Genomic DNA, 24,056 nt, shown 5'->3' on the forward strand with positions numbered 1-24,056 from the left:
TACTAAGTGAACGCTATCGAAATAGACGGAAAAGATTCGGTTTACGCATTAACTTAATCGCTGCACTGGTAAACCGGATGAACTTGCAATAACGACTTTCGCAAGAGATCTATTGATAAAAATATATAAATACCCCATTAACATATAAAAAAACTATAGTTTTATAAAAAATAACTATACTTGTTGAAGTAATTGACGATTTTAACCTTCAACGACACCTTATAGCTGACTTAATTTGCTAGACATATAAGTTAAAAATAACGTCTTATCCTGAAAATTAGGCATTTCAAACACCCAAAAAATGTAATTTTTAGATCTCAATTTAAGTTTCACATTCACAGCCTTTACTTGAATTATTACATCCTCATGCTGCATTTCTGCGAATAATTCTAAAATCAGCGCAAAGAATCTCAGTTTGTTGACTGTGTTGTATTTTGTTGGTTTATATATTCTCAAGGCTTCAGAATATATAAGCTCGCACCATTCATTTCCATCTTCATCATCCATTAGCTCTCATTTAATTATTTAAAATAGATCACGAGGTAGGTGTATAACATGGTGGCTATAATTAAACTGCTTTTAATCTGAATATTAAAATTATAATTTTTTAGAAAATAAAAAAGCCCATCATCCGATGAGCCTTTTTGGAAAATATATCGTGAAGAACTAAGCTGCAAATTCTTGCAGTACAAATCGTTTTACACTTTCATCAAAGTCAGGTTTTGAAAGAGCAAGCTTGCCATTTTTCATAGTTTTATAACAATAACTCGCTGCTACTCCCATACCAACCAAAGTCAACAACTTCATTGCTCACCTCTTTACTGGGAAGATTTGAATACAAAGTTATCATTCAAATTTGTAGTTTTCCAACTCAGTTTCGATTGTTTTCTGTACTACATGTTAATGAATGTATGAATAATAAATGAAAACCTGCCGGATGATGTGTTTGCTTAAAGTCTTTCAACTAGTGGTTAATTTGCGTATCTATCCAGTTAAGGAAATTTTCCTTATTACTGAATTCTGGCATAGACCCTAAATTTATAGACTCTTTAGCACCAAATTTTCCAGCGACAGTATTCGGTGCTTGAACTCTGAAATCCAGAGGATCACTTTCATGTAGAGTTCTAAAATATTCTACCGCTTTATCAAATTCACTTTTATCCTTAAAACCTGGTCGTTCCTTTAAAAAGTCATAAACTTGTTCTAGAGCTGGTAGATAATTATTTTTAGGCATTCTGTTTTCTCTAAAATAATGAGTTTTATGATGAAGACCTATTTTGAATGAATAATGATAAGAATATTCCCTTATTTCTTAGAGTTTATGTAAATTATGATGATTTTAGAGTTAAATCTAAATTCTGGAGTAAGCTGATAAAAAATGAGCGTAAACATACACTCATTTTTACTACATTTTCTGATGCATGCTTAACTGACCTGCATTGCTTTAAAATAAGGTCTATTTTATTGAACAAAGTGCAAATGTCGGCTGCTCTATCAGTAAAGATCAGATGCACTTTAAATGCGCCAGTTTAAGGTTCAAGCCTAATTAACGCTATGAATATCAAGTTCATCATTGGTGGTCAATACAACAGAAGCCAAAATTGGAATGCCCAAAATGAAAGGTACAGCGAAAATCCATAGAACTACGGTTACATCCGATTTAAAGAAAAATTGAATGGCTAATGCAGTCAAAATAAGTACAGAAAATAGAATCGCAGCAAAACGGATGATAAATTTAGTCGACATGCGAAGATGCTCTTATGCGTGAAATCGTATTTTCAATATACACCTATTTTTATTATGGGTTTATTGATTTTCAGTCTGTTATTGCATATTTTAATTGATTTTCTATATGTGATAGCTGAATTATACGATGATCAGTTTTCTTCACCCTGAAGTCTCATCCTAAATTCTTTCTCTACTCGTAACTCTATTGTCATATATGTATAGAGATTGAATTTAGAGATCAATGCTTCTGCTGACTATGACATCAATCTACTTTATAGCTAATAAAATCTTTGTCCTGTCTCCTAATAAAAGAGCCCTAAAATTTTAGGGCTTTTTTATTGCTTAAATTAGAAGCGCCAATTATAGAACAAGTCAATCGCACGTTCTAGAGACTGACTCGCTTCCAGATACAAGCGCTGATTTACCTGATAACGTAAAGTCAGCTTATTCACTGGTGTGAATACCCCGACCCCATAGCGCAGATATAAATCAGGCGTAATATAACCAGTCACAGAAACCTGGGTATCATCTCCTGTACCTTGGGCATCCAGAGCTAGACCAGTTAAGCCAAAACTGCGCCCGATCTGGTTGGTCAGTGCGCGGGTGCCACCCAAGCCCAGACTAATCCCCGCAGCAGCGATCGTATTATTCACATCGGATCTAAATCCTTCAGCCTGGCTTAAACCAGATACACCTTCATTGACACGGCCGGTAATCAAGGCATTCAAGGCTTCCTGTTCTGACAGGCCTGCATCATTATAAATCTGAATACTTGGACTCGATGCAGTCCCTGTTACGCGCACTCCAACTGTACTACCCTGAACCGATTTATTGGCATCAATGTCCAGTGTCGGATTGGTAAGTTCACCATTAAAACGTGCGATAGCACGATTCAGGTCCAGACTTTGACCATAGGCTTCGATTTTCACCCGCTGTGATACCCCGATTGCACCATTGGCACGCATTGCGGTTTCCAGACCACGCTGTGACAGATTGACTCGACCCAAGAGTGGAATACGACTGTCAAAGCCCTGGAAAATCACCTGATTCCCTAAAGAAACGGCAACATCTGCCCGGATATCCCAAGGACGTGCAGACTTCAAGATCGCCAGCTGATCATCACCTTCACGCACGACACGTACATCTGAAGATAAACCAACTACAGGTTCTGAGGCTTCAGGCATTGAAATCAATGCCCGCGGTACATCGATTGTGCCACTCAGACTCAGTTTTTTATTAAATGGATACATGTCCAAAGTCAAATCAGGTGTCACTACAGCGGTAATTAATGGGGCCTGACGAATCAGCAGATTGTCCCCTTGCAGTTTTAACTGCACCCGCGGATCACCTTTCCATTCCACAGAACCGGTTAATTTGCCCACACCACGGCCACTGTTAAATGCGCCATTGATGCTAGCCGAATTCTGACGTATGGATGAATAGAGCTGTACATTGGTCAAATTCACCGGTAGGGAGATCATGCTGATTGAAGCATCTTTGACACGAACCTCACCTTCAAGCAAAGGATCCGTTAAAGTTCCGCTAATTTTTCCGGCATAAGATAAAATCCCGTCCAGATTACGGATGTCCTGAATAAATGGCTTAAAGATTTTGAGCCGTACCTGGTTAAAGGCAATTTCGCCACGCATCGGTTTACTGTCACGGTATGGATCAATGATGACATTGGCATAGCCGGTTCCGATATCCGGGGTTTTAACGTCCAGCCGAAGTTGCAAGCCATCTGCCACGCTTTTTGCCACCAGACCGACTTCATCATATTTCAGTGTAGAACCCAAATAATCTGGATCTTCGGAAGATAAGCCCACCACACCATTACGCGTCACCAGACGCGCGTCGATTTTAGGTTTGGCGCCTTGTGCCCAAGCAGCCTTGGCATAACCATTGACTTTACCCGTCAACGCCAATCCATCAGGCAGGAATGCACTGAAATCTTCCAGATCAAGGTTTTGGGTAACAAAAGAGGCACTGCCACGGGTTTTATTAACCCGAATCGGCTGATCAAAACATAGCTGGCTTTGCTGACTCATCCAGCAATGAGCACCGATGAACAGATCCGATTGAGCACTGTTATAAATCACGGCTGCATTCTGACGCTGTACCAGACGGGCACGTAAAGAGTCGAAATCACCTCTTTGAATTTGACCCAGCCAGTTATTCTGGGCATTAAAACCGCCGGCAAGCTGCACAAAGAATTCGGACAGGCGGTTTTCTGCCTGCACTTTGAGAATGTGCGCAGCACGGGTACCGGCCAATGATATCTCACCGCGTACAATCTCGCGTGAACCACTACGCAGGCGATCCATAGTTGCGGTCAATAAAGTTGGTGTGCTTTGCGATGTTGGCAACTGTCCACGAACACGAACTTTCTGCACGCTAAACAGGTTTTTAAAGGCAAAATTGTCGATAGACAGGTTGGCTGAAGCCTGCAATCGTGGCTGTGCCTGCATATTGATATAGCCCTGCGCACGACCTCTTAAGCCTGGATACAATTCAAACAGAGCCGGCGCATTGACTTTCAGTTGGAGATTTTGTGCATTACCGGTCGCCTGAATCTGGTTGCTGGCATAAGACAGGAACAGGTTATTGGCTTCAAACTGCTGTGGTACAAAACCGCGCTGGTTCGAATTAATGATGACCGATAAATTACCCGTGCCACGTACCGGTTTGTTATTCAGCATACCGGCCAGATTTAAGCGTTGAATCTGAATGCGTTTTAAGGCATCTGACCACACCCCTTGGGTTTGCACATTGCCTGACAATTCGCCTTTCAGTTTGGCATTAAAATATTGCGGCTTAAAACGGATTAAAGATGCATTGATATCCCAGCCAATCCCATTCGCCAGATTGACCAGACCGCTGGCATTAATCTTGCCAGCCACACCATCATGTCGGAATTCATTTATCTTCAACATTTCCGAGGTGCCTGAAACGCGCAGTTTCAGCATACCCTGACTGGCTTTAAGCTGGCTAGAATTTAAAGCACCATCATAATTGACCGCATAACCTTTAAAAACACCGCCCGCTTTTTCATTATGGAATAACAAGGCAATAGTACTGTTACCGGTCAGACGTACGGTTTCATTTTGCTCTGCCAGTCGTCCGGTCAGGTCAACACTGTTCAGTTTGATAATCTGCTGATTCGGTTGCGCATAACCATTGGCTTTAACCTGGCCATTCAAACGATCTACCGGTGAAGCTGCCGCAATACTTTGGGTATTCAAATTTTTGGCATTTAATACTGCGGCCCATTTTAACTGGCGTTTTTCCTGTGGCAGTTCAATCCGTGCATTGCCGCTTAAGCTGCCTGCTGCATTGGCGCTGTAATTAAAGCTCGGGACATTCAGGATATTTTTGTTCAGATTGAGCTTGGCTTGGTACATGCCTGCAGGTAGAAGTCCTTCTTCATGCTGCTCGACTTTAGTCGCCACATGAATATTCTGCTGACCTTCGACCAATGCCAATTTGACATCGCCAGACTGACTGCTGAGCCAGCCCACATAAGGTAGGGCGCGATCAATATTTTTCCAGGCAACATCTAACAGCATCGGTTGTACTTTATTGCCTTTGGCTGGGTTTTGATCCAGCTTCAGATTCCAGCTTTCATAACGGTCGAAATCAACCAGTCCGGTAAGGTGCAAGCCATTTTCCAGGTTACCCGCAGAAGCAATATTCGCATCCAGACTTGGCGGCAAGAAATCTTGTACGACTTGCGGAATGCGCTCGTGCTTGGGATCAATCCCGTTCAAACGCCCAGCCAGATCCCAGCTGACCCGGTCTTTCCAGCCTACTGTCCCGGCAAGGCTAACTGTACCTTTCATCAACTGACCATTCAGATCGGTAATATTCAGCTGATTGACCAGATCGGTATACATCACCGCACTATATTGGCCTTGCGGAATATTTTCCCCAATCAGGTCAGTCTGGACGTTCAGGTCCAGACGCTTGATATCGCCATTAAACTCGGCAATACCGTCTTTGGTAAACAGTTTCTGTTCGGCCAGAATAGGCCAGTGGTAATCTTTGAACTTTAACTCGCCGCGCATCGGTACCTGAGGACGCATCGGATGTACGATAACCCAACCGGTTAATAAATCAGGCGTATTGGTTGCTACGCCAGCCTGAATCGTGTCCAGTGTTCCGCGTGCCCGCACCTGAATATCATGAATATTCAGGCTGTCTCTTAAAGAAGGCAGATTGACGATGCCCGTGGCATCTAGCGGATATTTGCCTTCAAACTGCATTTTACCCGTGGCTTCACGTACCGATAGATAGCCCATATCCATCCGGGAATCTTCAAAATTTAATTCGGTGCCGGACCAGAGCGCCTCATTTAATTCAATATTATAGAAATCAACTGCATTGGTCTGGGTTTTAATGACCAAATGATCCAGCAGTAAATGATCAACGCGCAAGATAAAAGGCAAACGGATAGCATTAAACTTGAACGGTTCGCCCGTTGATGGTTGCTTGTTAATAATTTGCAGATTGAGGACATCGGCTTCAGTCAGATGAATTTCTTTTTTGACAATCGCGCGCCAGCCCAGCTTAACATCAGCACGATCAATTTTGACATCGACTGGTTTCAGGCTGACCAGCACATTTTTAAGAATAATCCCGCGCCATAAATTACCGCCCTCATATTCATATTGAATAATTTTCTGGCGTTCCAGCACCTGATCCAGCAGGAATTTACTGCCCTGATTGGTCGAAAATAGTAAAGCCAGCACAGACAGCAGAAAAATCAGCGAAAAAAGCACCGACAATAGGATACTTCTGAATATACGGCGCTTTTTCGGCACAACGCTATCTTGTGGTTCTTGTTCTGGCTGTGGTTGGTTCTCGACCATGATCTACTCAAATAACTATTTTTTAAAATGATGTTTTATAACTGTGACCCAATAAAGAAATGTAAACGAATCGGATAATTGTCATCAGACAGTCCAGTCGCTACATCTATACGTATAGGCCCAATCGGTGAAGCCCAACGTACACCCACACCCGCGCCATATTCGGTCGGATTATTGAATTCTTTATTATAGGCATTTCCGGCATCTGCAAATACCGCAGCACGCCAACCTTCCTTGAACTGATAATTATATTCTAATGAAGCCACGCCCAAAGCCTGACCACCTACTTTAAAGCCCTCAATTTCAGGAGAAAGGCTCTTGTAGTCAAAACCACGGATACTCTGGTCACCACCAGTGAAATATCTCAGGTTATACGGTACCTTGGCAAAATTTTCAGTGAAAATATAGCCTGCATCGGCACGCCCCACAAACTGATGATCTGCATTTTCACCCAGTGAATAGATAAAACGCCAGCCTGCATTCACAATGGCCATATCCGCATCAGACAATAAAGCCTCGCTGCCCAGCTCAATTTTATAAGTCTGTTTGAAACCCTTGGTTGGGTTGACCCGACGATTGCTATCGGTACGTGACACTTCATAACCGACTAATAGCGATTGCTGTTCATCTTCGGTATTAAAGCGAAAAGCTTCAGGAATCTGGTTAAAGTCGACAGAACCATCCTGCTTCAAGCGATCCAGACGATAACGTGCGCCGAAAGTCCGTTGCCAGCTACCACGTGGATTTTTGATAATCCGGTCTGCACCTAAGACTGCCGATTCAATCAACAGGCCTTCACCCTGTGCGACACCTTCACGCTCTTCACGCTCATACCCCCCCACAATACTGACATAGTCATTCAGCGGATGGTGATAGGGAATGTTATAACGTCCATCAATGGATTGGCGGATACCTGATAGCTCCATGTTGGCATCAAACGAATGTCCACGCTTGTTCACAATGGCACGACGATATTGACCACGTAAACGGATATCGGTATCTGTGCCATAACCCAGACCCACTTCAGCACTGTTTAAACGGTCTGCATTTAAAGTCACAATCACTGGAATCTTTTTCTCTTCCCGTGCCTGTACTTTTAAACGATCCTGTTCATTCTCTTTGGTTTGCTGCTCAACCCGCAAAGTTCTTAAATTTGCACTTTCCTGATCGCGACTACCGGCAAACTGGTCTTCGTCCACAACATTCTGGGTCACTTCCTCAGAAGAGGATACCGAGCGAGCCGGTGGCGTCGTCGCAACCTGATCTTCAGCCCGTTGCTGTTCTTCAATCAGGCTTTGAATATCGGGTGCCAGTTCCAGCTCTTTATCAAGCGGATCGGGGCGAATCGCATCCACCAGGGTATAGTTGAAATAGCGTGAGTTGGTCAGGTTGTTGGCCAGGCTATTGACCCGCCAGAAGGTATAATCTGCACCATCTGTCCAGGTGACCAGACTTTCCAGTACGTCTCGGTCCAGCGGGAATTCCTTTTCAGGATCGCTCATTCTAAAATCGACATTGCCTAATTTATAACGGTCACCCGTTTCAAAACGCAGATTCACATCAGCGGTATTCTGTGGCTGGGCAATCTTCACATCATGCAGACGCCAGAATGAATCAAAATAACCGTTGTTATTGGCTGCATTATTGATTCGTTCTTTGGTCTTTTCATAATTGCCATGATTGAAAATATCGCCTTCTTCCTGTTCAGGCAAAAGACTGATGACCTGGAATTGTGGCTGTTCGGCACCTTCTCCAGTAAATTCAATATTTTGAGTGCTGATCAGGACAGGTTCATTTGGGGTCACAAAAACCCGGACCCGACTGTCAGAGATTTTTTCAAACCTGAACTGGGCATTATAATAGCCCACTGCCTGCGCTGCCTGTCTGGATAAGGTGCGTAATTGTGGCAAAGCTGAATTAAAGTCGCCAAAAGACTCTTGGGTAAAACTGGATAATTTAGCTTTGACATTATTTCTTAAATTCAGATGGCCTTCAGGTACATCTTTACGATTCAGCATACCGTTGCTTTGTGCAACACCTTGCCCATTTATGATCACCACATCTGCACTAATGCGAGGAACTCTTGCGGTCATGATCTGTCGTGGAGGACGGATTTTATAAAATAGCCGTTTGAACAGATTCGGACGTTTATCATCCTCAGCGACAAGCTGACCTGGCACTTCTGGCAAGGTCAATCCGGCTTCATTATTTTGTACAATAATCTGGCTGTCAGCCTGAATCGATTGCATCAACTGATCGACATTAACCGGCGCCTGATTGATTTCCAGCAGTTCTTGCTGGCTGATATCGGCCACCACCGTTTCGCTGGTCTGAGTATTGCGATAGTTTTGTGCTTCCTGTTTGGCTTGCTCGGCTACCTGGTAAATTTCATTCGCCATGTTCTGATCAATAGTCTGTACTAGCAGATCTTCCAGATCATCAAACTCGATCGGCGTAAATTCACCCAGACCAGATCCTGCATTTTGCTGTTGTTCCAGCATCAACATGCTGTCCACTGGAACTTCAGGCTCCAAGGCTTCTTCGATTTTTTCTTCCGCTTCCGTTTCGGACGTGGCCACTCCCTGACGAATCGCTTCTTTGGATAGCTCGTCCACCATTTCTGCCTGAGAAATGGCCACAGGTGTTTCGGGCTGTTCGGTTTGTGCCATGCTCTGATAGGATAACATCATAAAAAAGATGCTCATACACAGCTGCATACCACTATGCTGTGGTATGAGAGGCCCCATACTGCGATTTAGCATCGTTTTTTTAAAATTTTTCTTTGCAGGCATAGCAAACTCTAAACGAATACATTCTTTAATTGATTATTTGACCGAAAAATATAAGCTAAGGAGCTTAATTAATTGGTTTTTACCTTTACATGGCTGAAAGTATCTTACATGATTTTTCTCAATGTTTACGCATAACTGACATTTCTTAATAAAACTTAATGTAGCACGGCCTATATGAACAAAAATGAACATTTGTTAGCTTCTCGGCGCTTTTTACCGATGTTTCTGACGCAGTTTTTTGGTGCATTAAACGATAATGTATTTAAACAGGCGTTACTGCTGGTCATTACTTATGGCTGGATTCAACAGCAATCGGCCAGCATCAGCACTTTAAATAATCTGGCGGCTTTACTGTTTATCTTGCCCTATTTTATTTTTTCAGCCACGGCCGGTCAGATTGCCGACAAATACGAACGTTCACAGCTGATTCGCTATCTCAAGCTTCTGGAAATTGCCATTATGTTGCTGGGAACTGTCGGTTTCCTCATGGGCAATTTATGGATTCTGTTATTTGCCCTGTTCCTGATGGGCACCCATTCCACTTTCTTTGGCCCGATCAAATATGCGATTTTACCTGAAGTCCTGAAACCGAATGAACTGATGTCCGGCAATGCCCTGTTTCAGTCCGGAACTTCTCTGGCAATCCTATTCGGTATGATTCTGGGCGGTGCAGTCATTGCAGCTTCCGCCGGCAACCTGATCTGGATCAGTTTAACCGTCATCAGCATCGCCTTGATTGGTTATATATCCAGTCGCTATATCCTGAAACAAAGTATTCCCGCGCCTGAGCTGCAAGTTGACTGGAATTTCTTCCGCACCAGCTTGCAGACCTTGAAATATGCCAAAAGCTTACCTCTGATTTTTACCATTTTACTGGGCAACTCATGGTACTGGTTTTATGGTGCAACCTATCTGACCCAGATTCCTCAGCTGACATTACAAAATCTGCATGCATCTGAAAATGTCGCCAGTCTGCTCTTAACCTTTTTTTCTGTCGGAATTGGTCTGGGTTCATACTTATGCCGTAAAATTGGTGGCAGCCAGGTCAATATCAAGATGGTGCCTTTTGGCGCGATCGGTCTGGTGATCTTTGCCCTGTATCTGGCCGCGAGTCTGGCCTTTGTTCCGGAGCGTACAGGTGCATTAATCGGCTTGGCAGATGTCTTTCAGCAAGGCTGGAGCTATTATCATGTGATGCTGGCCGTCACCTTACTTGGAATTAGCGGCGGTTTTTATATTGTACCGCTGTATGCCATGATGCAGGCGCATTCTCCCCGCTCACATCGTGCGCGTGTGGTTGCAGCAAATAACATTCTGAATGCCGTTTTCATGGTATCTTCTGCTATATTCTCGATTATTATTTTAAGTGTTTTAGAGCTTGATCTTAAAATACTTTTTTGTATTACCGCAGTATTAAGCGGTCTGTTTACTCTCTGGCTACTTTACCGGCTGAAACCAATGATCAAAACTGCAAAAGCGCCCTTGGAGGATTAATTCATGCGTCAATATACAGGTCTCGATAAACTGATTCACTCTTTTGACCAGGCATTACGCAGTCTAGTCCCGGGCACGACTTCGGCCCAACGTGAAAATCCGGCCCAACCGGTAGAAACACAGTTAACCGTCAGTGATGCACGTCATGTGGCAGGTTTAATGCGGGTCAATCATAGTGGTGAGGTTTGCGCACAGGCGCTGTACCATGGTCAGGCGATGACGGCGAAACTCCCGAATGTACGTCGCGAAATGGAACAGGCAGCGATTGAAGAACAGGATCATCTGGCTTGGTGTGAAAACCGCTTAAAAGAACTGGATAGCCATACCAGTCTGCTCAATCCGGTCTGGTACGGTCTTTCCTTCGGTATGGGTGCAATTGCCGGAATCGCAGGCGATAAATACAGTCTGGGTTTTGTGGCTGAAACAGAACGTCAGGTCAGCATGCATTTACAGCATCATCTTAGCCAGTTGCCACCGCAGGATGAACGTTCTCGTCGTATTCTAGAACAGATGAATGAAGATGAACTGCATCATCGGGATACAGCGTTAAATGCTGGCGGTGTAGATCTACCCGTTCCAGTTAAGATCGCCATGACAGGCATTTCCAAGTTGATGACCAAAACCAGTTATTTTATTTAAATCCCACTATTTTAATTTTAGCCCACTCATTTGTGGGCTTTTTAATACATCTGAAATCCTCACTGGTATCTATCAGCTCAAGGGATATCGTTATCTTATTGCTTATAAGTTCTATAAAATAATAGAGATTCCCCACAGCTTCCTTTAATCTTTTTTGCTCATTTCAGAAAGCAGGTCCAGCTGGATTTCCTGAATTTGCGCCAACCGTTCCCATTGATGTAGCAGCAGATGATCTAATTTTTCATGCAAGTGTTGGATTTCCAGCTCGGCTTTTAAATTGATCTGATAATCATTTTGCGAACGTAAGCGGTCTTTTGCTTCCTGTCTGTTCTGGCTCATCATAATAATAGGTGCCTGAATCGCCGCAAGACAGGACAGGATTAAATTCAACAGAATAAATGGATAAGGATCAGTAGGTCGTGTCACCATCACCACAGTATTTATCGTAATCCACAGGCCCAAGAAGATTGCAAAACAAATCAAAAAGGTCCAGCTTCCACCAAAAGTTGCAATTTTATCGGCGAGCCTTTCTCCCAAGGTCCACTTTTGCTCTAAGCTCGTTTCCACATTTTTGGTGATCAGTTCATGCTGATGCATGCTATGAATCACTTCAAACTCAAGATCAGTCACTTCCCCCTTTTCCGAACTTAATAATGAATGTACATACTGTATGCGGTACTGGGTTAAATCTGCCTGGCAAATATAATCTTGCGGTGTCCAGCCTGGAATATCCCTGGCAATCTCTTCAGTAATGACTTTTCTGACTGTTCCCATCGGAGTGAGATTTTTCAGAAGAAAGTGCTTGCCGCATACCAAGCATTTATGGCTTTCATGTTTTTCTTTCATGATAATTCTCTTTTTAAACCGGCTCACTCAGCTATTATTTTGTTCGATATGTTTGATTTGCTTGAGTCATTTTTACCATTTGCAAATCAATTATGTATCAAGTGCGTCTGATTTCTTGAAATTATGAATCTCATTTCGATTTTATCTTAGATTGATAAAATGCTCAGCCAAGCGCACGATGAGCTGATCATTCAAGATAATTTTCAGATCGATTCAATCCTACTATCTATACATGACTTAAATTTAATATAATCATGATGATAATAAAAAAGGGGCTTCATTGTGCGCCATTCATACCATCTTGAAAAACATTATATCGAACGTGCGGGCTGGCTTCGTGCAGCTGTACTGGGGGCAAATGACGGGATTATTTCGGTCACCAGTCTGGTGGTGGGTATCGCAGCCAGTGGAGCATCCACAGAAATTTTATTGGTGACCTGTGTTGCCGGCTTAATCTCTGGCGCTGCCTCGATGGCAGCTGGTGAATATATTTCGGTTAAATCCCAGCAAGATATTGAAACCAATGATCTACTCATGGAAGAGCGCGAACTTCAGCGCCATCCCACGCATGAGTTAAATGAACTCAAAACGATTTATATACAACGAGGTCTGGAACCCGCTTTGGCACAACAGGTCGCTGAACAGCTGACCGATCATAATGCCTTGGATGCCCATGCCCGGGATGAAATTGGTATTTCAGCACATACCTCTGCCCAACCCTTTCTCGCTGCATTTTCTTCCGCCATGGCATTTACGGTAGGTTCATTATTTCCTTTAATTTCAATCATGATTTTACCGGAACACTATCTGGATAAAGGCGTCATGCTGATTGGTGTTTTAAGTTTGGGGATGATGGGTGCACTGGCGAGCTATGCCGGTGGAGTAAGTGTGTGGAGAGGTGCAGTTCGGGTGATGCTCTGGGGAATTATCGCCATGTTATTCAGTGCGTGGATCGGATCATTATTTAATGTGTCTGTTGCCTAAATATTTATTTATTAGTTAGACACAGAATAGGATTGAGCCGTTCTTCTATTAACATCACTGAAAAATATTTTTTTCAAAGAATTAGCGGCTCTAACAAAACTTGAGTTTAATTAATATATGTTCGGTTTTAATTTAGATGTTTAAAACCTAAGATCTATGTCTGAGAGGTATTGTTATGGAAACTACGATCATTCTTGCCATCTTGGCGATCATTATCGTATTGCTGATCATTTTTTATAACAAGAAAAAGTGAAAGAGCGATGAGGCATTTTTACTGCTTTGAGGATTTTTATCGAACTTAAAATAAATTCCAGAGCCTTAAATCAATCAAACATTAATTGCCTGTTGGAAAACTATGAACCCCCCATTGGATGACATAAAGAATCCCAAGAATTAAAATCACCGAAACCAAGATTTCTAATATTTTCATTTTTAAAGGATTCCTAAACTCCGCCTGAGCCATCTTATCTGAATTTTTCTTTTCATCTAAAACAAAAAACTGAAGCATAAAAAAGCCTGATCTGGCTTGATCAGGCGGGTTAATTATTCTTACTGGATAAAATGTATTAGCAAAAAATTAGGTGATTTGATTTAAATCAGCTGTTCAACTGTTGGGAAGCTATGTGATCCATGTTCGAACATGGCATCATGCCAGATATCAAACATAGGCACTTTCACATCCAGAGCCAAGGGCAACTTTTTTTCATTAAACTGCATATGTTGAAGATCTAATCCCCAGGCAATCAAATCAACATCCAAAGTAATCTGATGAGATGGACGTACTCGCCCTGATGCCTGTTCCAGCTGTTTGAGCAGCTCAATCAGGCCTTCACTAGACACCGAACTTCGCAATAAACACGCTGCATTCCAGTAATCTGCGCCGATGCCATCGCGGCAAGGAATCATATAAATGGGAGAAAACTGAACTTCTCCCCATTCAGAAATACGTTGCTGTGCAGCTTGAAAATGTTGCTGAGGATGACAATTACTCGCTAATGCTAGGGCGAAAATCGTTTCGGTGTCGTTCAAGACGTATTCCTACAGAATTGGCTTGCGCGATAATGGCAGGCTTACGGATCGTAATATTAATCGATTCAATTGCTGTAAAGGTAGTAAAAAGTGCATTCAGCACTAACTTTGCTGCATGTTCAATCAATTCAGGCTTGGCGTCTTGAATGACTTTGCTGGAAATCTCACAAATTTCTGCATAATTCAGCGTATCTGCAAGTGCATCTGAGTTTGATGCCTGTTCTAAATCGGTTTGAATGGTCAAATCCAGCATTAGAGGCTGAATAATTTGACGCTCCCAGTTAAAGCAGCCCACGACTGTCTCAACCTTTAAACCTTCAATAATAATGGCGTCCATTGGATTGCTCGAGAATTTAGTACTAACCAAATCCCTCTCAAGCCCCTTTACAAAAGGAGGAGCTTTTAAAGTCCCCCTTTTAAAAGGGGGATTTAGGGGGATTTTTCCAAGTCTAGATAGGGTTTTAATGCTTTAACAGCAGGTTCGGATCCATGCTTTGCACCATTTGCAAACGCTGATCGGCATAGATATCGGTATACGGCGCCAGAATTCGCATGAAACGATCGAAATACAGCATTTGCTTGAATAGCAAGGCAAAGTCACGCGGGAACCGGATCCCGTGACGTTCACCCACAGCCACCATATCCATCATGATATCGTTCAGGTCAGCAGGATTGGACGTTAATAATTCCTGCGGATCCGCCATCAATACACCGCTAAATAAGCGTTCCAGATCAGCAGCCAAGACTTTGGTGTCAATCTGCACAGCAGTCATGCCCATTTTCAGCATGTTTTGTGCCATCAGCTCATAATTGGTATGTTGCAATGAATCCATAAATGCCATACATGCCGTCCATACCTCAGGTTTAAGCTGACCGACAATACCGAAATCAATAAAACCGACACGTCCATCTTCGAGCAGCATCAGGTTGCCTGCATGTAAATCGGCATGGAAGCTGTTACACATCATCAAGCTACCAAACCAGGTATTCATCGCAGTGATAAGTACTTGAGATGGATCTTTGGATACTTTTTTGACCACTTCAAAATCTGTCAAAGGCACACCGTATAAACGCTGCATGGTGAGCACACGACGGGTCGAATATTGATGATAAACCTTAGGTGCAGTGGCTGCCTGATTGTTGGTGATATTCAGGTAATTAACGAAATCATCCAGATTCTGTGCTTCTTCGATAAAATCGACTTCACGCACCATACGGGTTTTGATTTCTTCGACAATGTCAGCCAGTGAAGCAAACTTAACTTTCGGGACTGCTTTTTCCAGCAACTTGGTTGCCCAATGCAGCACATTCAAGTCAGTGTACAAAATGGTTTCTACGCCCGGTTTTTGTACTTTAATCACGACATCTTCGCCAGACACCAGTTTGGCCGCATGCACCTGTGCAATAGATGCAGAAGCTAACGGCGTTTTATCAATCGATGCAAAGATTTCATCCAGATTACGTCCTGTAAATTCAGAAGCCAATACTTGCTGGATATAGCTAAACGGCAAGCGTGGAGTTTGATCCAGACAACCCTGAAATTCTTCAACATATTCACGTGGAAACAGCGACGGTGTGCTGGCAATAAACTGACCCAGCTTGATATAAGTTGAACCTAAGGATTCAAAAGTTTCACGCATGAGTTTGGCATTGCTCGGCTTTTCAGTGGCATATTTAAAGCCCGCCTTTGCCGCAACGACTGCTGTTTCCCCCATACGGGCAACTGAACGTATTCCATCTAACCAAATATTGTTTTTCATAATGTCTTAGGAAAAATTAATTAAACGCAGTGTAGCAAAAAAAATTCACTTTGCAGGCTTATCTTGCCTGACAGATTGGGCAATCTGTATCTTTTTCGAAAGCGAGAATCCGCTGCTTAAAGCTCATACCATCCCACAACAACAGCTTTTGTCTGAGTGGCATCTGGCCCAATCCCAGATATAACAAGGCATGATGTGCCTGCAAACTGGCCATCACATTCGGTGTGGTCGCCAATACACCGGAATCTGCACAGCGCAGACTTTCATCGGCCTGATTTTCTGGCGGAAACAGGCAGGCATAACAGGCGGAATCCCCTTCGACCATAAACAGCTGGCCTTGCAAGCCAATCGCAGAAGCACTCAATAATGGCACATTCAGCTCAACACAGATCTGATTGACCAGATAACGTGTGGCAAACTGGTCACAGCCATCCAGCACCAGATCCTGATGTTCAATCAAGTGCGCTGCATTCTCAGCCGTTAAGGCCTGATTCACATATTCAACCTGTACGTTCGGATTAACCTGACTTAGTCTTTTGGCCAGAGTTTCTGCCTTATAAAATCCAATATCCTGCGGCATAAATGCCAGTTGTCGCTGTAAATTACTCATCTCGATGGTATCTGGATCGATCAGGGTAATTTTCCCCACACCTGCACGTGCCAGAAGTTCTGCCAGTGCACAGCCAATCCCGCCACAACCAATAATGCAGACATTAGAAAATTTTAACCGTTCTTGAGCGTCAATATCCCAGCCATCCAGAAGAATCTGACGGCTATATAGATGCAATTCAGCATCGGTAAGTTCAAATTCTGGGGAGATGGCATCCATGTTAAATGTAGACAACGTCTTTCCTTGTTTCAAAAATTTTTAACAATGATCGTAAAATTAACTTTACTGAAGTTTTTAAGTACTGATAAATTTCTGGAATATCAATCTCACAGTCAATTTACAGCATATCAATAAATGGTTCGGCACTCGTTAAGGCAAATAGCATATCAGCTAAACGCTCGGTATCAAGCTGCAGCCGCTATGGCTTGGCAAGATTTTTTGAATCACTTCAATTGAATGGTTCCGGCAAACAGCTCTTTCTCATTTATAAAAGGTGTCAGACCTGAAGTTTTTTAAAATCTTTGTTATTGAATTTCCCTGTAAATCGAGCTGTCTTGTTTAGCAATTCTGTAATCTCTGCCTATATTTGAGTATGAAAATGTATGAGTTCAGTGAGACCTAAGGCATCTGTCTCCAAATATGATTAATCTGAAAATACCAAGCAATCTTTTCAGCTTTCATAAAATCGTCTGGAGAACATACGTGACCGAGCATAACAATACTCAACATGATAATCGTGAAAAATTATGGGAATTGATCAAGGATGTCCGTTACACCATGATCAGCCATTTAACCGACACACATGAAATACACTCCCAGCCGATGACCATGCTGAACTCCGAGCAGATGAACGAACGTCAAAATTTATATTTTATTCTGCGTAACACGAATGATCTGGTCAAAGCAGCAGAAACAGGCCGTGGTCAGATCGGTCTGTCCTTTGCAAAACCATCAGATGGTATTTATGTATCGATCAGTGCTCATGCCCAGATCAGTACTGACCGTATTCTGATTGAACAGTTGTGGAATCCGTGGGCTGAAAACTGGTTTGAAGGCAAAGATGATCCTACCGTACGGGTATTGATTGCTGAAGCAGTCAGCGCAGAATATTGGAATGTGACAGACAACAAAGTCACCCAGCTTTTTAAAGCCTTAAAAGGCGGCGTAACTGGTGAAGCGGGCGAACCGCATGCAGAACATCAAAAAGTGAATCTACAAGGCAATATCTGGTAATGAATGAAATTTAGCCTCTTTATCTTAAGAGGCTAAATTTTTGATATATTTCATTTTAAATATTCATGTAATTTTACTGTAATGACATAAAAAATATAATTTTGCTTACCTCAATCTGCTTTCTTAAAAATATAAACTTGGGAAAATCGACGCAATATCTAACTAAAATTTGAGTAGAAGATTTATTTCTTAAAAAACCAAAAGGCTGCCATGGCAGCCTTTTAGTATTCAATCAAAAGATGAATTTTGAAAAATTAGCTGACTCGCTTTATCTCTTGAAGTTTAGCAACTTCCTGCTGTTTGAGTAAATTGCGCTGAATCTTGCCACTCGATGTCTTCGGTAAAGATGTCACAAACTCAATCTCTTTCGGATAGGCATGTTTGGATAAACGTGAACGTACATAACTTTGCAATTTTAACATTAAATCTTCAGTAGCAGGATAAGCCGATTTAAGCACCACAAAGGCTTTCACAATTTCAGTTCGTTCTAGATCTGGCTTACCAACGACTGCGGATTCAAGTACTTCTTCACATTCCAGCAAGGTACTTTCTACATCAAAAGGTCCAACCCGATATCCCGAGGTTGTAATGACATCGTCCGCACGTCCAATAAAATCAATACCGCCATATTCATTCAGCTTCACGGTATCACCAGTGAGATAATACTGCACGACAAATGACTTGCGGTTGTGACCTGCATAGCCTTCAAACCACATCAACGGTGAAGCTGAACAGTCAATTGCCAAGGTTCCAATCTCGCCTTTTTCTACTTCCTGATGTTCTTTGTTCAATACAGCAAAACGATGCCCAGGAATGGCAAAACCAGCTGAACCGACTTTTTTATAATGCTCCAGGCCATGATGATTGGCGATCACCATACCCAGTTCAGTCTGTCCATATTGATCATAGATATTCACATTTAAATCATGATTGAACCATTGAATCACTTCAGGCGTGAGCGGCTCACCAGCACTGCTTACCACGCGTAAATGCGAACTGATGCCTGCATCAAATTTTTCTTTAAAGCCAAAGAACATGCGAAATGCGGTTGGCGAACCAGTCAGGTTGCTGACCTGATATTTTTGAATGATTTGTACGGCGTTATCGACACTAAAGCCACGTTCATCCATGATGATGCTGTGCCCTAAACTGAGCGGCCCTGCAATGCCATAATACAGTCCATACGCCCAGCCCGGATCTGCCAGATTCCAGAAGGAATCTTCATCTCGCAGATCTACGGCGTGCAGCATATAGCCTTTAAAGGCCAATAACGCTTTTAAAGGCACAGGAACCGATTTCGCCAGACCTGTGGTGCCTGAAGTAAACATCATCAGGAAAATATCATTAAACTGGCAATTTACCGGTTCAAACTCTTCCGGTTGTTGCTGTAAGGCTGTCCAGAAATCAGCATCTTGATAATTATCCGCTGCTGCCTGATGCACAGTCAGAATATTAGGAACATTGAGATCATGGAGTTTCAGTCGTTGTTCTTCATCAGTAACGATCAACTGGGTATTGGCGGTACTGATACGATGTTCAATGGCTTTGCTTTCAAAGGCAGTAAATAAAGGTTGGTAAATGGCACCAATCCGCCAAGTGGCCAATATAGTAATTAAGAGTGCTGGCGTTCTTGGCAGCAACCCTGCAATACAGTCACCAGCCTTTAAACCCAGAGAATGCATATAATTGGCCAGCTGTCCTGAAGCCACGGCCAGTTGTTCAAAGGTCCACTGCTCTGCGTCTCCGTTTTTGCCTTCCCAAATCAGTGCAGTTCGGTTTTGACCCAAGTAGCGACCACAGCATTCGGTATACGCATTGATGTTCTCTGCGTTTCCAACCAGATGTTCTTGAACCATATTTTCAAAATTAAAATCAGCATATGCCTGTTCTAGTGTCTTCATGACGACAACCTCTTTCCTGTTGTAGTTTTCAGGCGACCTTGCCTGAGTTTGTCCATTTGTATTTGTTGTTCCTGCTGATTCCATCAGCATACTTTCTCAAATCTGCATTCATGCCCTAGGGCTAGAACATGAATAAGGCTTATTTTTCGATTATTCGTACTGTATGTCTTTAGATCATCATGTTCAGTTGAATCCTGCAATTTCCATATCCATCAACGTAAGTGCCAGATTTGAACATCAATCAAAGTCTGTTTTTTAAATTAAAAATCAGCGCTGACATACTTCACGTGCAATCACCAGACGTTGAATATCCGATGCACCTTCATAAATCTGGCTCACTCGTACATCACGATAAATTCGCTCGACCGGAAAATCAGAGACATAACCGTAGCCACCATGAATCTGGATCGCATCCGAGCAGACTCTTTCTGCAATAGTCGATGCAAACAGTTTTGCCATCGATGCTTCTTTTAAACACGCCAAGCCTGCATCTTTTAATGTTGCAGCATGCAAAACGAGCTGACGTGCGGCTTCAATTTGTGTCGCCATATCTGCAAGCCTGAACGCTACAGCCTGATGTTGCACAATTTCTACACCAAAGGCTTTACGGTCATTGGCATATTCCACTGCAGCATCTAGTGCAGCCCGCGCCATACCGACTGATTGTGCTGCAATGCCGATCCGACCCGATTCAAGATTCGACAAGGCAATTTTATAGCCTTCACCTTCCTGGCCCAGCAGGTTGGCAGCCGGAATCCGGCAGTTATCCAGAACGATGGTCGCGGTATCGGAACAATGCTGACCCATTTTCTCTTCTAGGCGTGACACGATATAACCCGGTGCATCGGTCGGCACCAGAAAGCATGAAATACCCTTTTTCCCTGCAGATTTATCAGTCACAGCAAAGACTAGTGCAATCTGTGCGTGTTTACCTGTCGTGATAAACTGCTTGGTACCATTTAGCACCCATTCATCGCCATCGCGTTCGGCTTTACACTCCAGCGAACTGGCATCCGAACCAGCCTGAGGTTCTGTCAAACAGAAACAGCCGAGCCATTCACCTGTCGCCAGCTTAGTTAAATACTGCTGTTTTTGTTCCTCTGTACCATAACGCTGAGTAATGCCACAAGGCAAAGAATTCTGCACACTGACAATCGTCGAGATTGCACCATCACCTGCGGCAATTTCCTCAAGCGCCAAGACCAGTGACACATAATCCAGACCTGCACCGCCCCATTCTTCAGCCACTGTCATACCCAATGCGCCAAGCTCACCGAGTTCTTTAAGTTCTTGTGCTGGGAATTGTGCCGTTTTGTCGCGTAAGGCCGCTGTCGGTTTCAGTTTCTGCTGCGAATAGTTACGCATCATGTCCTGAATCATTTTTTGTTCATCATTTAAAATCACGGGTATTTCCCTTCTTTATTTTTTTCTATCCAGCATTAGCAAGGACTTTTTAACTGCCAGAAATGTGATGCTTTCTGGATATATTCGGCAAATTCAGCATGCAACTTTCCCTGATACGTCATTGCCATTTTGATGAATCAGAGAAAATGTGTTTATTTAAAAAATTATTTTGGCGCCATACGGATTGCACCATCTAGACGAATCACTTCACCATTCAAATAACCATTTTCAAAGATATGTCCCACCAGCTGGGCAAATTCCTGTGGTTTGGCCAGACGCGATGGAAATGGCACCATTTGCCCCAAAGCATCCTGGACATTTTGCGGCATGCCTTTCAGCATCGGAGTTTCCATAATGCCCGGCGCGATAGTCATGACACGAATTGCCTCACGAGCCAGTTCACGTGCCAAAGGTAAGGTCATTGCGACCACAGCACCTTTTGAAGCAGCATAAGCAGTCTGGCCAATCTGACCATCATAAGCAGCCACAGAGGCAGTATTCACAATCACCCCACGTTCTTCTTCACCGGCTTGCAGCTCATATTTTGCGATTAAAGCCGCCGCATGACGCAGCATATTAAACGTACCATTTACATTAATATTCAGCACTTTTTGAAACATCGCCAACTCATGGATACCATTACGACCCAAGACTTTGGCAGAAGGTGCCACACCGGCACAGTTCACCAGGCCATTCAGTTGACCATAAGTCTTTTCGACCTCAGCAAAGAAAGCTTCAACGGCTTGTTCATTGGTGACATCCAGCTGAAAAAATTCAGCCTGTGCGCCCAGTTGTTGTTGTAATGCCTGACCCTGCTCCTGATTCATATCGACCAGAATTACTTTGGCACCTTGTTCAACCAGATGCGTCGCCGTAGCCGCACCCAAACCTGATGCACCACCTGTAACGACAACAACTTTTCCCTGAATGTTCATGTTTATTTCCTAACGATTTTTATATTTCAGATACGACTTAATATGCAGAGTAAACAGAGTTTTTATTCTGTACAATTTCCAAATATTGCATCTTGCATGATGTATTTGGACAATGAAAACAAGGATGTCAGACTGAATATGCATAAGCCTGCACCGGAATATAGCAAAGGCACCATCTCGATTGATCTGGTGAACGAAGCATTGCTGGATGCCAAACGGCTGCAATTTGATATCTCTGACATTCTAAAAAAAGCCAATATCCCAGCAGAAGTATTGAATGCTCCCAAGGCACGCGTATCCGTTAGCCAATTTGCCCAGTTATGGACTGTGCTTGCAGACAGCATGAATGACGAATTTTTTGGTATGGACAGCCATGCCATGCGTCGTGGTAGTTTTAAATTACTTTCGAAAATGGTCATGCAGGCAGATACACTGGAAAAAGCGCTGCAACATATTTTGCAATTTCTCAACCTGGTTTTGGACGATCTGCAAAGCACGCTCATGGTTGAGGAACACTATGCCTATATCGTGATTTATGATCTACAACAGACTAAACGCATGTTTAGTTATGCGACTTATCTGATGCTGATTCATACCCTGATCTGCTGGTTAAGTGGACAACGGATTTTGCTTAATCAGATTCAATTGAAATGCGCAGCACCCCTAGATGATTTTGATTACAAAGTCCGTTTTTGTGAACAGATTGAATATCAGGCCAGCGAAAATTACGTGCAATTTGATGCAAGCTATCTGCAATTGCCGATTAAACAGGATGCTCAGTCCTGGTATCAGTTTATTCAGCAAACCCCACAAAATTTATTGGTGCGTTTTAAAAACCCCTATGCCTTGAGCACCCAGATTCGCCGTCAATTACTGCAAGTTTCACCGGCAGAATGGCTGGAACTGAATGAACTGGCCTTAAAAATGAATATGTCTGAAGCGACCATGCAACGGCGTTTAAAAAGTGAAGGTGTCAGCTATCAACAGTTAAAAAATGAGATACGCCGGGATACCGCCATTGAATTGCTGACCCGTACTGAACAAAGTTTACAAGAGATTAGCGATCAGCTTAATTTTCAGGAATCCAGTGCATTTCATCGTGCATTCAAAAAGTGGACTGGCGTCAGTCCAGGCGCATATCGACAAAATAACATTAGATAATTTATATAAACTTAGACTTCAAAGATATTACCGAAAAATACTTAGATTCTAAGCATTTATTTTTATTATGATTATATATTTCAAGCCCTAAAACATATATTAGCAGGACTACACAGTCACCCAGAAAGCTTTGCAATTCACCCGGAAATAGATTATTTTTCATTCAATTTATAGCACTTTTGCTATTGGCTGTACTCTCCATTTTCCTTTCTAGTTGAAGGTATCTCCATGTTAAAGATGACTGATGTGCTTGGGCAAAATCTTGTCCAAAACTTCTCTAAAGCTTTATTTTCTTCGACTGATCTCATTACAGAACAGTTGAATCAAGGGATTTTAAATGCATCGGATGCAGAACTGAAAGATGCAATTCTGCACTTCTTTAACCAGGTAGATGCTGTGGAAGCGGCTCAGGCCCTTGAAATTCCGGCAGAACGTATCAATGAATTACAACAAGGTATTGCCTTGAAAGATGAAAAATCTCTGGCAGATACTTTAAAAGTTGTGGCACTTTGTCTGGCAATGGAAACTGGTAGTCTGGATCAGGTAGAAGTCTATGACTGTCTACAAGACTATCCAATGTAATTATTTTTAAAAATTCCTCGAAAGCGGTGCTCTGGCATCGCTTTTTTGTTTTTAGTTATACTGCGTTGGCATCATGTCATTCAAAATACT

At 42.8% G+C, this 24,056-nt stretch carries 21 protein-coding genes; 6 read left to right on the forward strand and 15 right to left on the reverse strand.

What is annotated here, in order from left to right; all coding sequences use genetic code 11:
- Window positions 1–219 precede the first annotated feature (219 nt).
- From WFH18_RS00010 to WFH18_RS00035, 6 genes are all read right to left on the reverse strand, one after another.
- Window positions 220–507 (reverse strand): hypothetical protein, encoded by a 288-nt coding sequence (locus WFH18_RS00010; protein ID WP_005103447.1) that lies wholly within the window; start codon window positions 505–507, stop codon window positions 220–222.
- Between the two features lie 159 nt (window positions 508–666).
- Window positions 667–807 (reverse strand): hypothetical protein, encoded by a 141-nt coding sequence (locus WFH18_RS00015; RefSeq protein ID WP_004645377.1) that lies wholly within the window; start codon window positions 805–807, stop codon window positions 667–669.
- Window positions 808–964: 157 nt separating this feature from the next.
- On the reverse strand, window positions 965–1,234 hold the full coding sequence (locus WFH18_RS00020; RefSeq protein WP_005103448.1) for a hypothetical protein: 270 nt from the start codon (window positions 1,232–1,234) through the stop codon (window positions 965–967).
- A 308-nt stretch (window positions 1,235–1,542) separates the two neighbouring features.
- Entirely contained in the window at window positions 1,543–1,746 is a 204-nt protein-coding gene (locus WFH18_RS00025) for a hypothetical protein (protein ID WP_005103450.1), read from the reverse strand.
- A gap of 329 nt (window positions 1,747–2,075) precedes the next feature.
- A complete protein-coding gene (locus WFH18_RS00030) occupies window positions 2,076–6,596 on the reverse strand; it encodes a translocation/assembly module TamB domain-containing protein (protein ID WP_153566257.1) in 4,521 nt (1,506 codons plus the stop codon).
- Window positions 6,597–6,631: 35 nt separating this feature from the next.
- Window positions 6,632–9,388, reverse strand: coding sequence for an autotransporter assembly complex protein TamA (locus WFH18_RS00035; RefSeq protein ID WP_005103453.1), 2,757 nt, complete (start codon window positions 9,386–9,388; stop codon window positions 6,632–6,634).
- Between the two features lie 174 nt (window positions 9,389–9,562).
- Between WFH18_RS00035 and WFH18_RS00040 the strand changes: the two genes are divergently transcribed.
- Together WFH18_RS00040 and coq7 are read left to right on the forward strand one after the other, a co-directional pair.
- Window positions 9,563–10,882, forward strand: a complete 1,320-nt coding sequence (locus WFH18_RS00040) for an MFS transporter (RefSeq protein WP_005103454.1) — start codon at window positions 9,563–9,565, stop codon at window positions 10,880–10,882.
- 3 nt (window positions 10,883–10,885) lie between these two features.
- On the forward strand, window positions 10,886–11,521 hold the full coding sequence (gene coq7, locus WFH18_RS00045) for a 2-polyprenyl-3-methyl-6-methoxy-1,4-benzoquinone monooxygenase (RefSeq protein WP_004278762.1): 636 nt from the start codon (window positions 10,886–10,888) through the stop codon (window positions 11,519–11,521).
- 144 nt (window positions 11,522–11,665) lie between these two features.
- On the opposite strand, the gene WFH18_RS00050 is transcribed toward coq7, so the two are convergent.
- Entirely contained in the window at window positions 11,666–12,367 is a 702-nt protein-coding gene (locus tag WFH18_RS00050; RefSeq protein WP_005103458.1) for a DUF1003 domain-containing protein, read from the reverse strand.
- A gap of 282 nt (window positions 12,368–12,649) precedes the next feature.
- On the opposite strand from WFH18_RS00050, the gene WFH18_RS00055 reads away from it, so the two are divergent.
- Complete coding sequence (locus WFH18_RS00055; protein ID WP_005097209.1) at window positions 12,650–13,351, forward strand: VIT1/CCC1 transporter family protein; 702 nt, start codon at window positions 12,650–12,652, stop codon at window positions 13,349–13,351.
- 334 nt (window positions 13,352–13,685) lie between these two features.
- On the opposite strand, the gene WFH18_RS00060 is transcribed toward WFH18_RS00055, so the two are convergent.
- From WFH18_RS00060 to WFH18_RS00080, 5 genes are all read right to left on the reverse strand, one after another.
- Window positions 13,686–13,859 carry a hypothetical protein gene (locus tag WFH18_RS00060; RefSeq protein ID WP_004731424.1) on the reverse strand — a complete coding sequence of 58 codons (174 nt, stop codon included), beginning with the start codon at window positions 13,857–13,859 and terminating at the stop codon, window positions 13,686–13,688.
- 83 nt (window positions 13,860–13,942) lie between these two features.
- The gene (locus WFH18_RS00065) at window positions 13,943–14,380 is read right to left on the reverse strand and encodes a 2-amino-4-hydroxy-6-hydroxymethyldihydropteridine diphosphokinase (protein WP_004731425.1); all 438 of its coding nucleotides are present in this window, start codon (window positions 14,378–14,380) and stop codon (window positions 13,943–13,945) included.
- Window positions 14,337–14,717, reverse strand: a complete 381-nt coding sequence (gene folB, locus WFH18_RS00070; RefSeq protein ID WP_004645388.1) for a dihydroneopterin aldolase — start codon at window positions 14,715–14,717, stop codon at window positions 14,337–14,339. The genes WFH18_RS00065 and folB overlap by 44 nt, the downstream gene beginning before the upstream one ends.
- Before the next feature lie 124 nt (window positions 14,718–14,841).
- Window positions 14,842–16,140 (reverse strand): ABC1 kinase family protein, encoded by a 1,299-nt coding sequence (locus WFH18_RS00075; RefSeq protein ID WP_004731431.1) that lies wholly within the window; start codon window positions 16,138–16,140, stop codon window positions 14,842–14,844.
- A gap of 58 nt (window positions 16,141–16,198) precedes the next feature.
- Window positions 16,199–16,969, reverse strand: a complete 771-nt coding sequence (locus WFH18_RS00080) for a HesA/MoeB/ThiF family protein (RefSeq protein ID WP_005103461.1) — start codon at window positions 16,967–16,969, stop codon at window positions 16,199–16,201.
- A gap of 483 nt (window positions 16,970–17,452) precedes the next feature.
- On the opposite strand from WFH18_RS00080, the gene WFH18_RS00085 reads away from it, so the two are divergent.
- A complete protein-coding gene (locus tag WFH18_RS00085; RefSeq protein WP_004731434.1) occupies window positions 17,453–17,983 on the forward strand; it encodes a pyridoxamine 5'-phosphate oxidase family protein in 531 nt (176 codons plus the stop codon).
- A 254-nt stretch (window positions 17,984–18,237) separates the two neighbouring features.
- Here WFH18_RS00085 and WFH18_RS00090 read toward each other — a convergent pair whose 3' ends face one another.
- The 3 genes from WFH18_RS00090 to WFH18_RS00100 all read right to left on the reverse strand — a co-directional run bounded on the left by WFH18_RS00090 (window position 18,238) and on the right by WFH18_RS00100 (window position 22,223).
- Window positions 18,238–19,884: an AMP-binding protein gene (locus WFH18_RS00090; RefSeq protein WP_004731435.1), complete on the reverse strand. Its 1,647-nt coding sequence runs from the start codon at window positions 19,882–19,884 to the stop codon at window positions 18,238–18,240.
- A 267-nt stretch (window positions 19,885–20,151) separates the two neighbouring features.
- Window positions 20,152–21,288, reverse strand: coding sequence for an acyl-CoA dehydrogenase family protein (locus WFH18_RS00095; protein WP_004278771.1), 1,137 nt, complete (start codon window positions 21,286–21,288; stop codon window positions 20,152–20,154).
- Window positions 21,289–21,452: 164 nt separating this feature from the next.
- A complete protein-coding gene (locus WFH18_RS00100) occupies window positions 21,453–22,223 on the reverse strand; it encodes an SDR family NAD(P)-dependent oxidoreductase (protein WP_004278772.1) in 771 nt (256 codons plus the stop codon).
- Between the two features lie 138 nt (window positions 22,224–22,361).
- Here WFH18_RS00100 and WFH18_RS00105 point away from each other — a divergent pair, with 138 nt between their 5' ends.
- Entirely contained in the window at window positions 22,362–23,384 is a 1,023-nt protein-coding gene (locus WFH18_RS00105; protein WP_174893667.1) for an AraC family transcriptional regulator, read from the forward strand.
- A 228-nt stretch (window positions 23,385–23,612) separates the two neighbouring features.
- The gene (locus WFH18_RS00110; RefSeq protein WP_004278774.1) at window positions 23,613–23,966 is read left to right on the forward strand and encodes a hypothetical protein; all 354 of its coding nucleotides are present in this window, start codon (window positions 23,613–23,615) and stop codon (window positions 23,964–23,966) included.
- Window positions 23,967–24,056: the final 90 nt, after the last annotated feature.

The organism is Acinetobacter sp. USHLN143, from assembly GCF_037145695.1.
Lineage (GTDB): Bacteria > Pseudomonadota > Gammaproteobacteria > Pseudomonadales > Moraxellaceae > Acinetobacter > Acinetobacter fasciculus.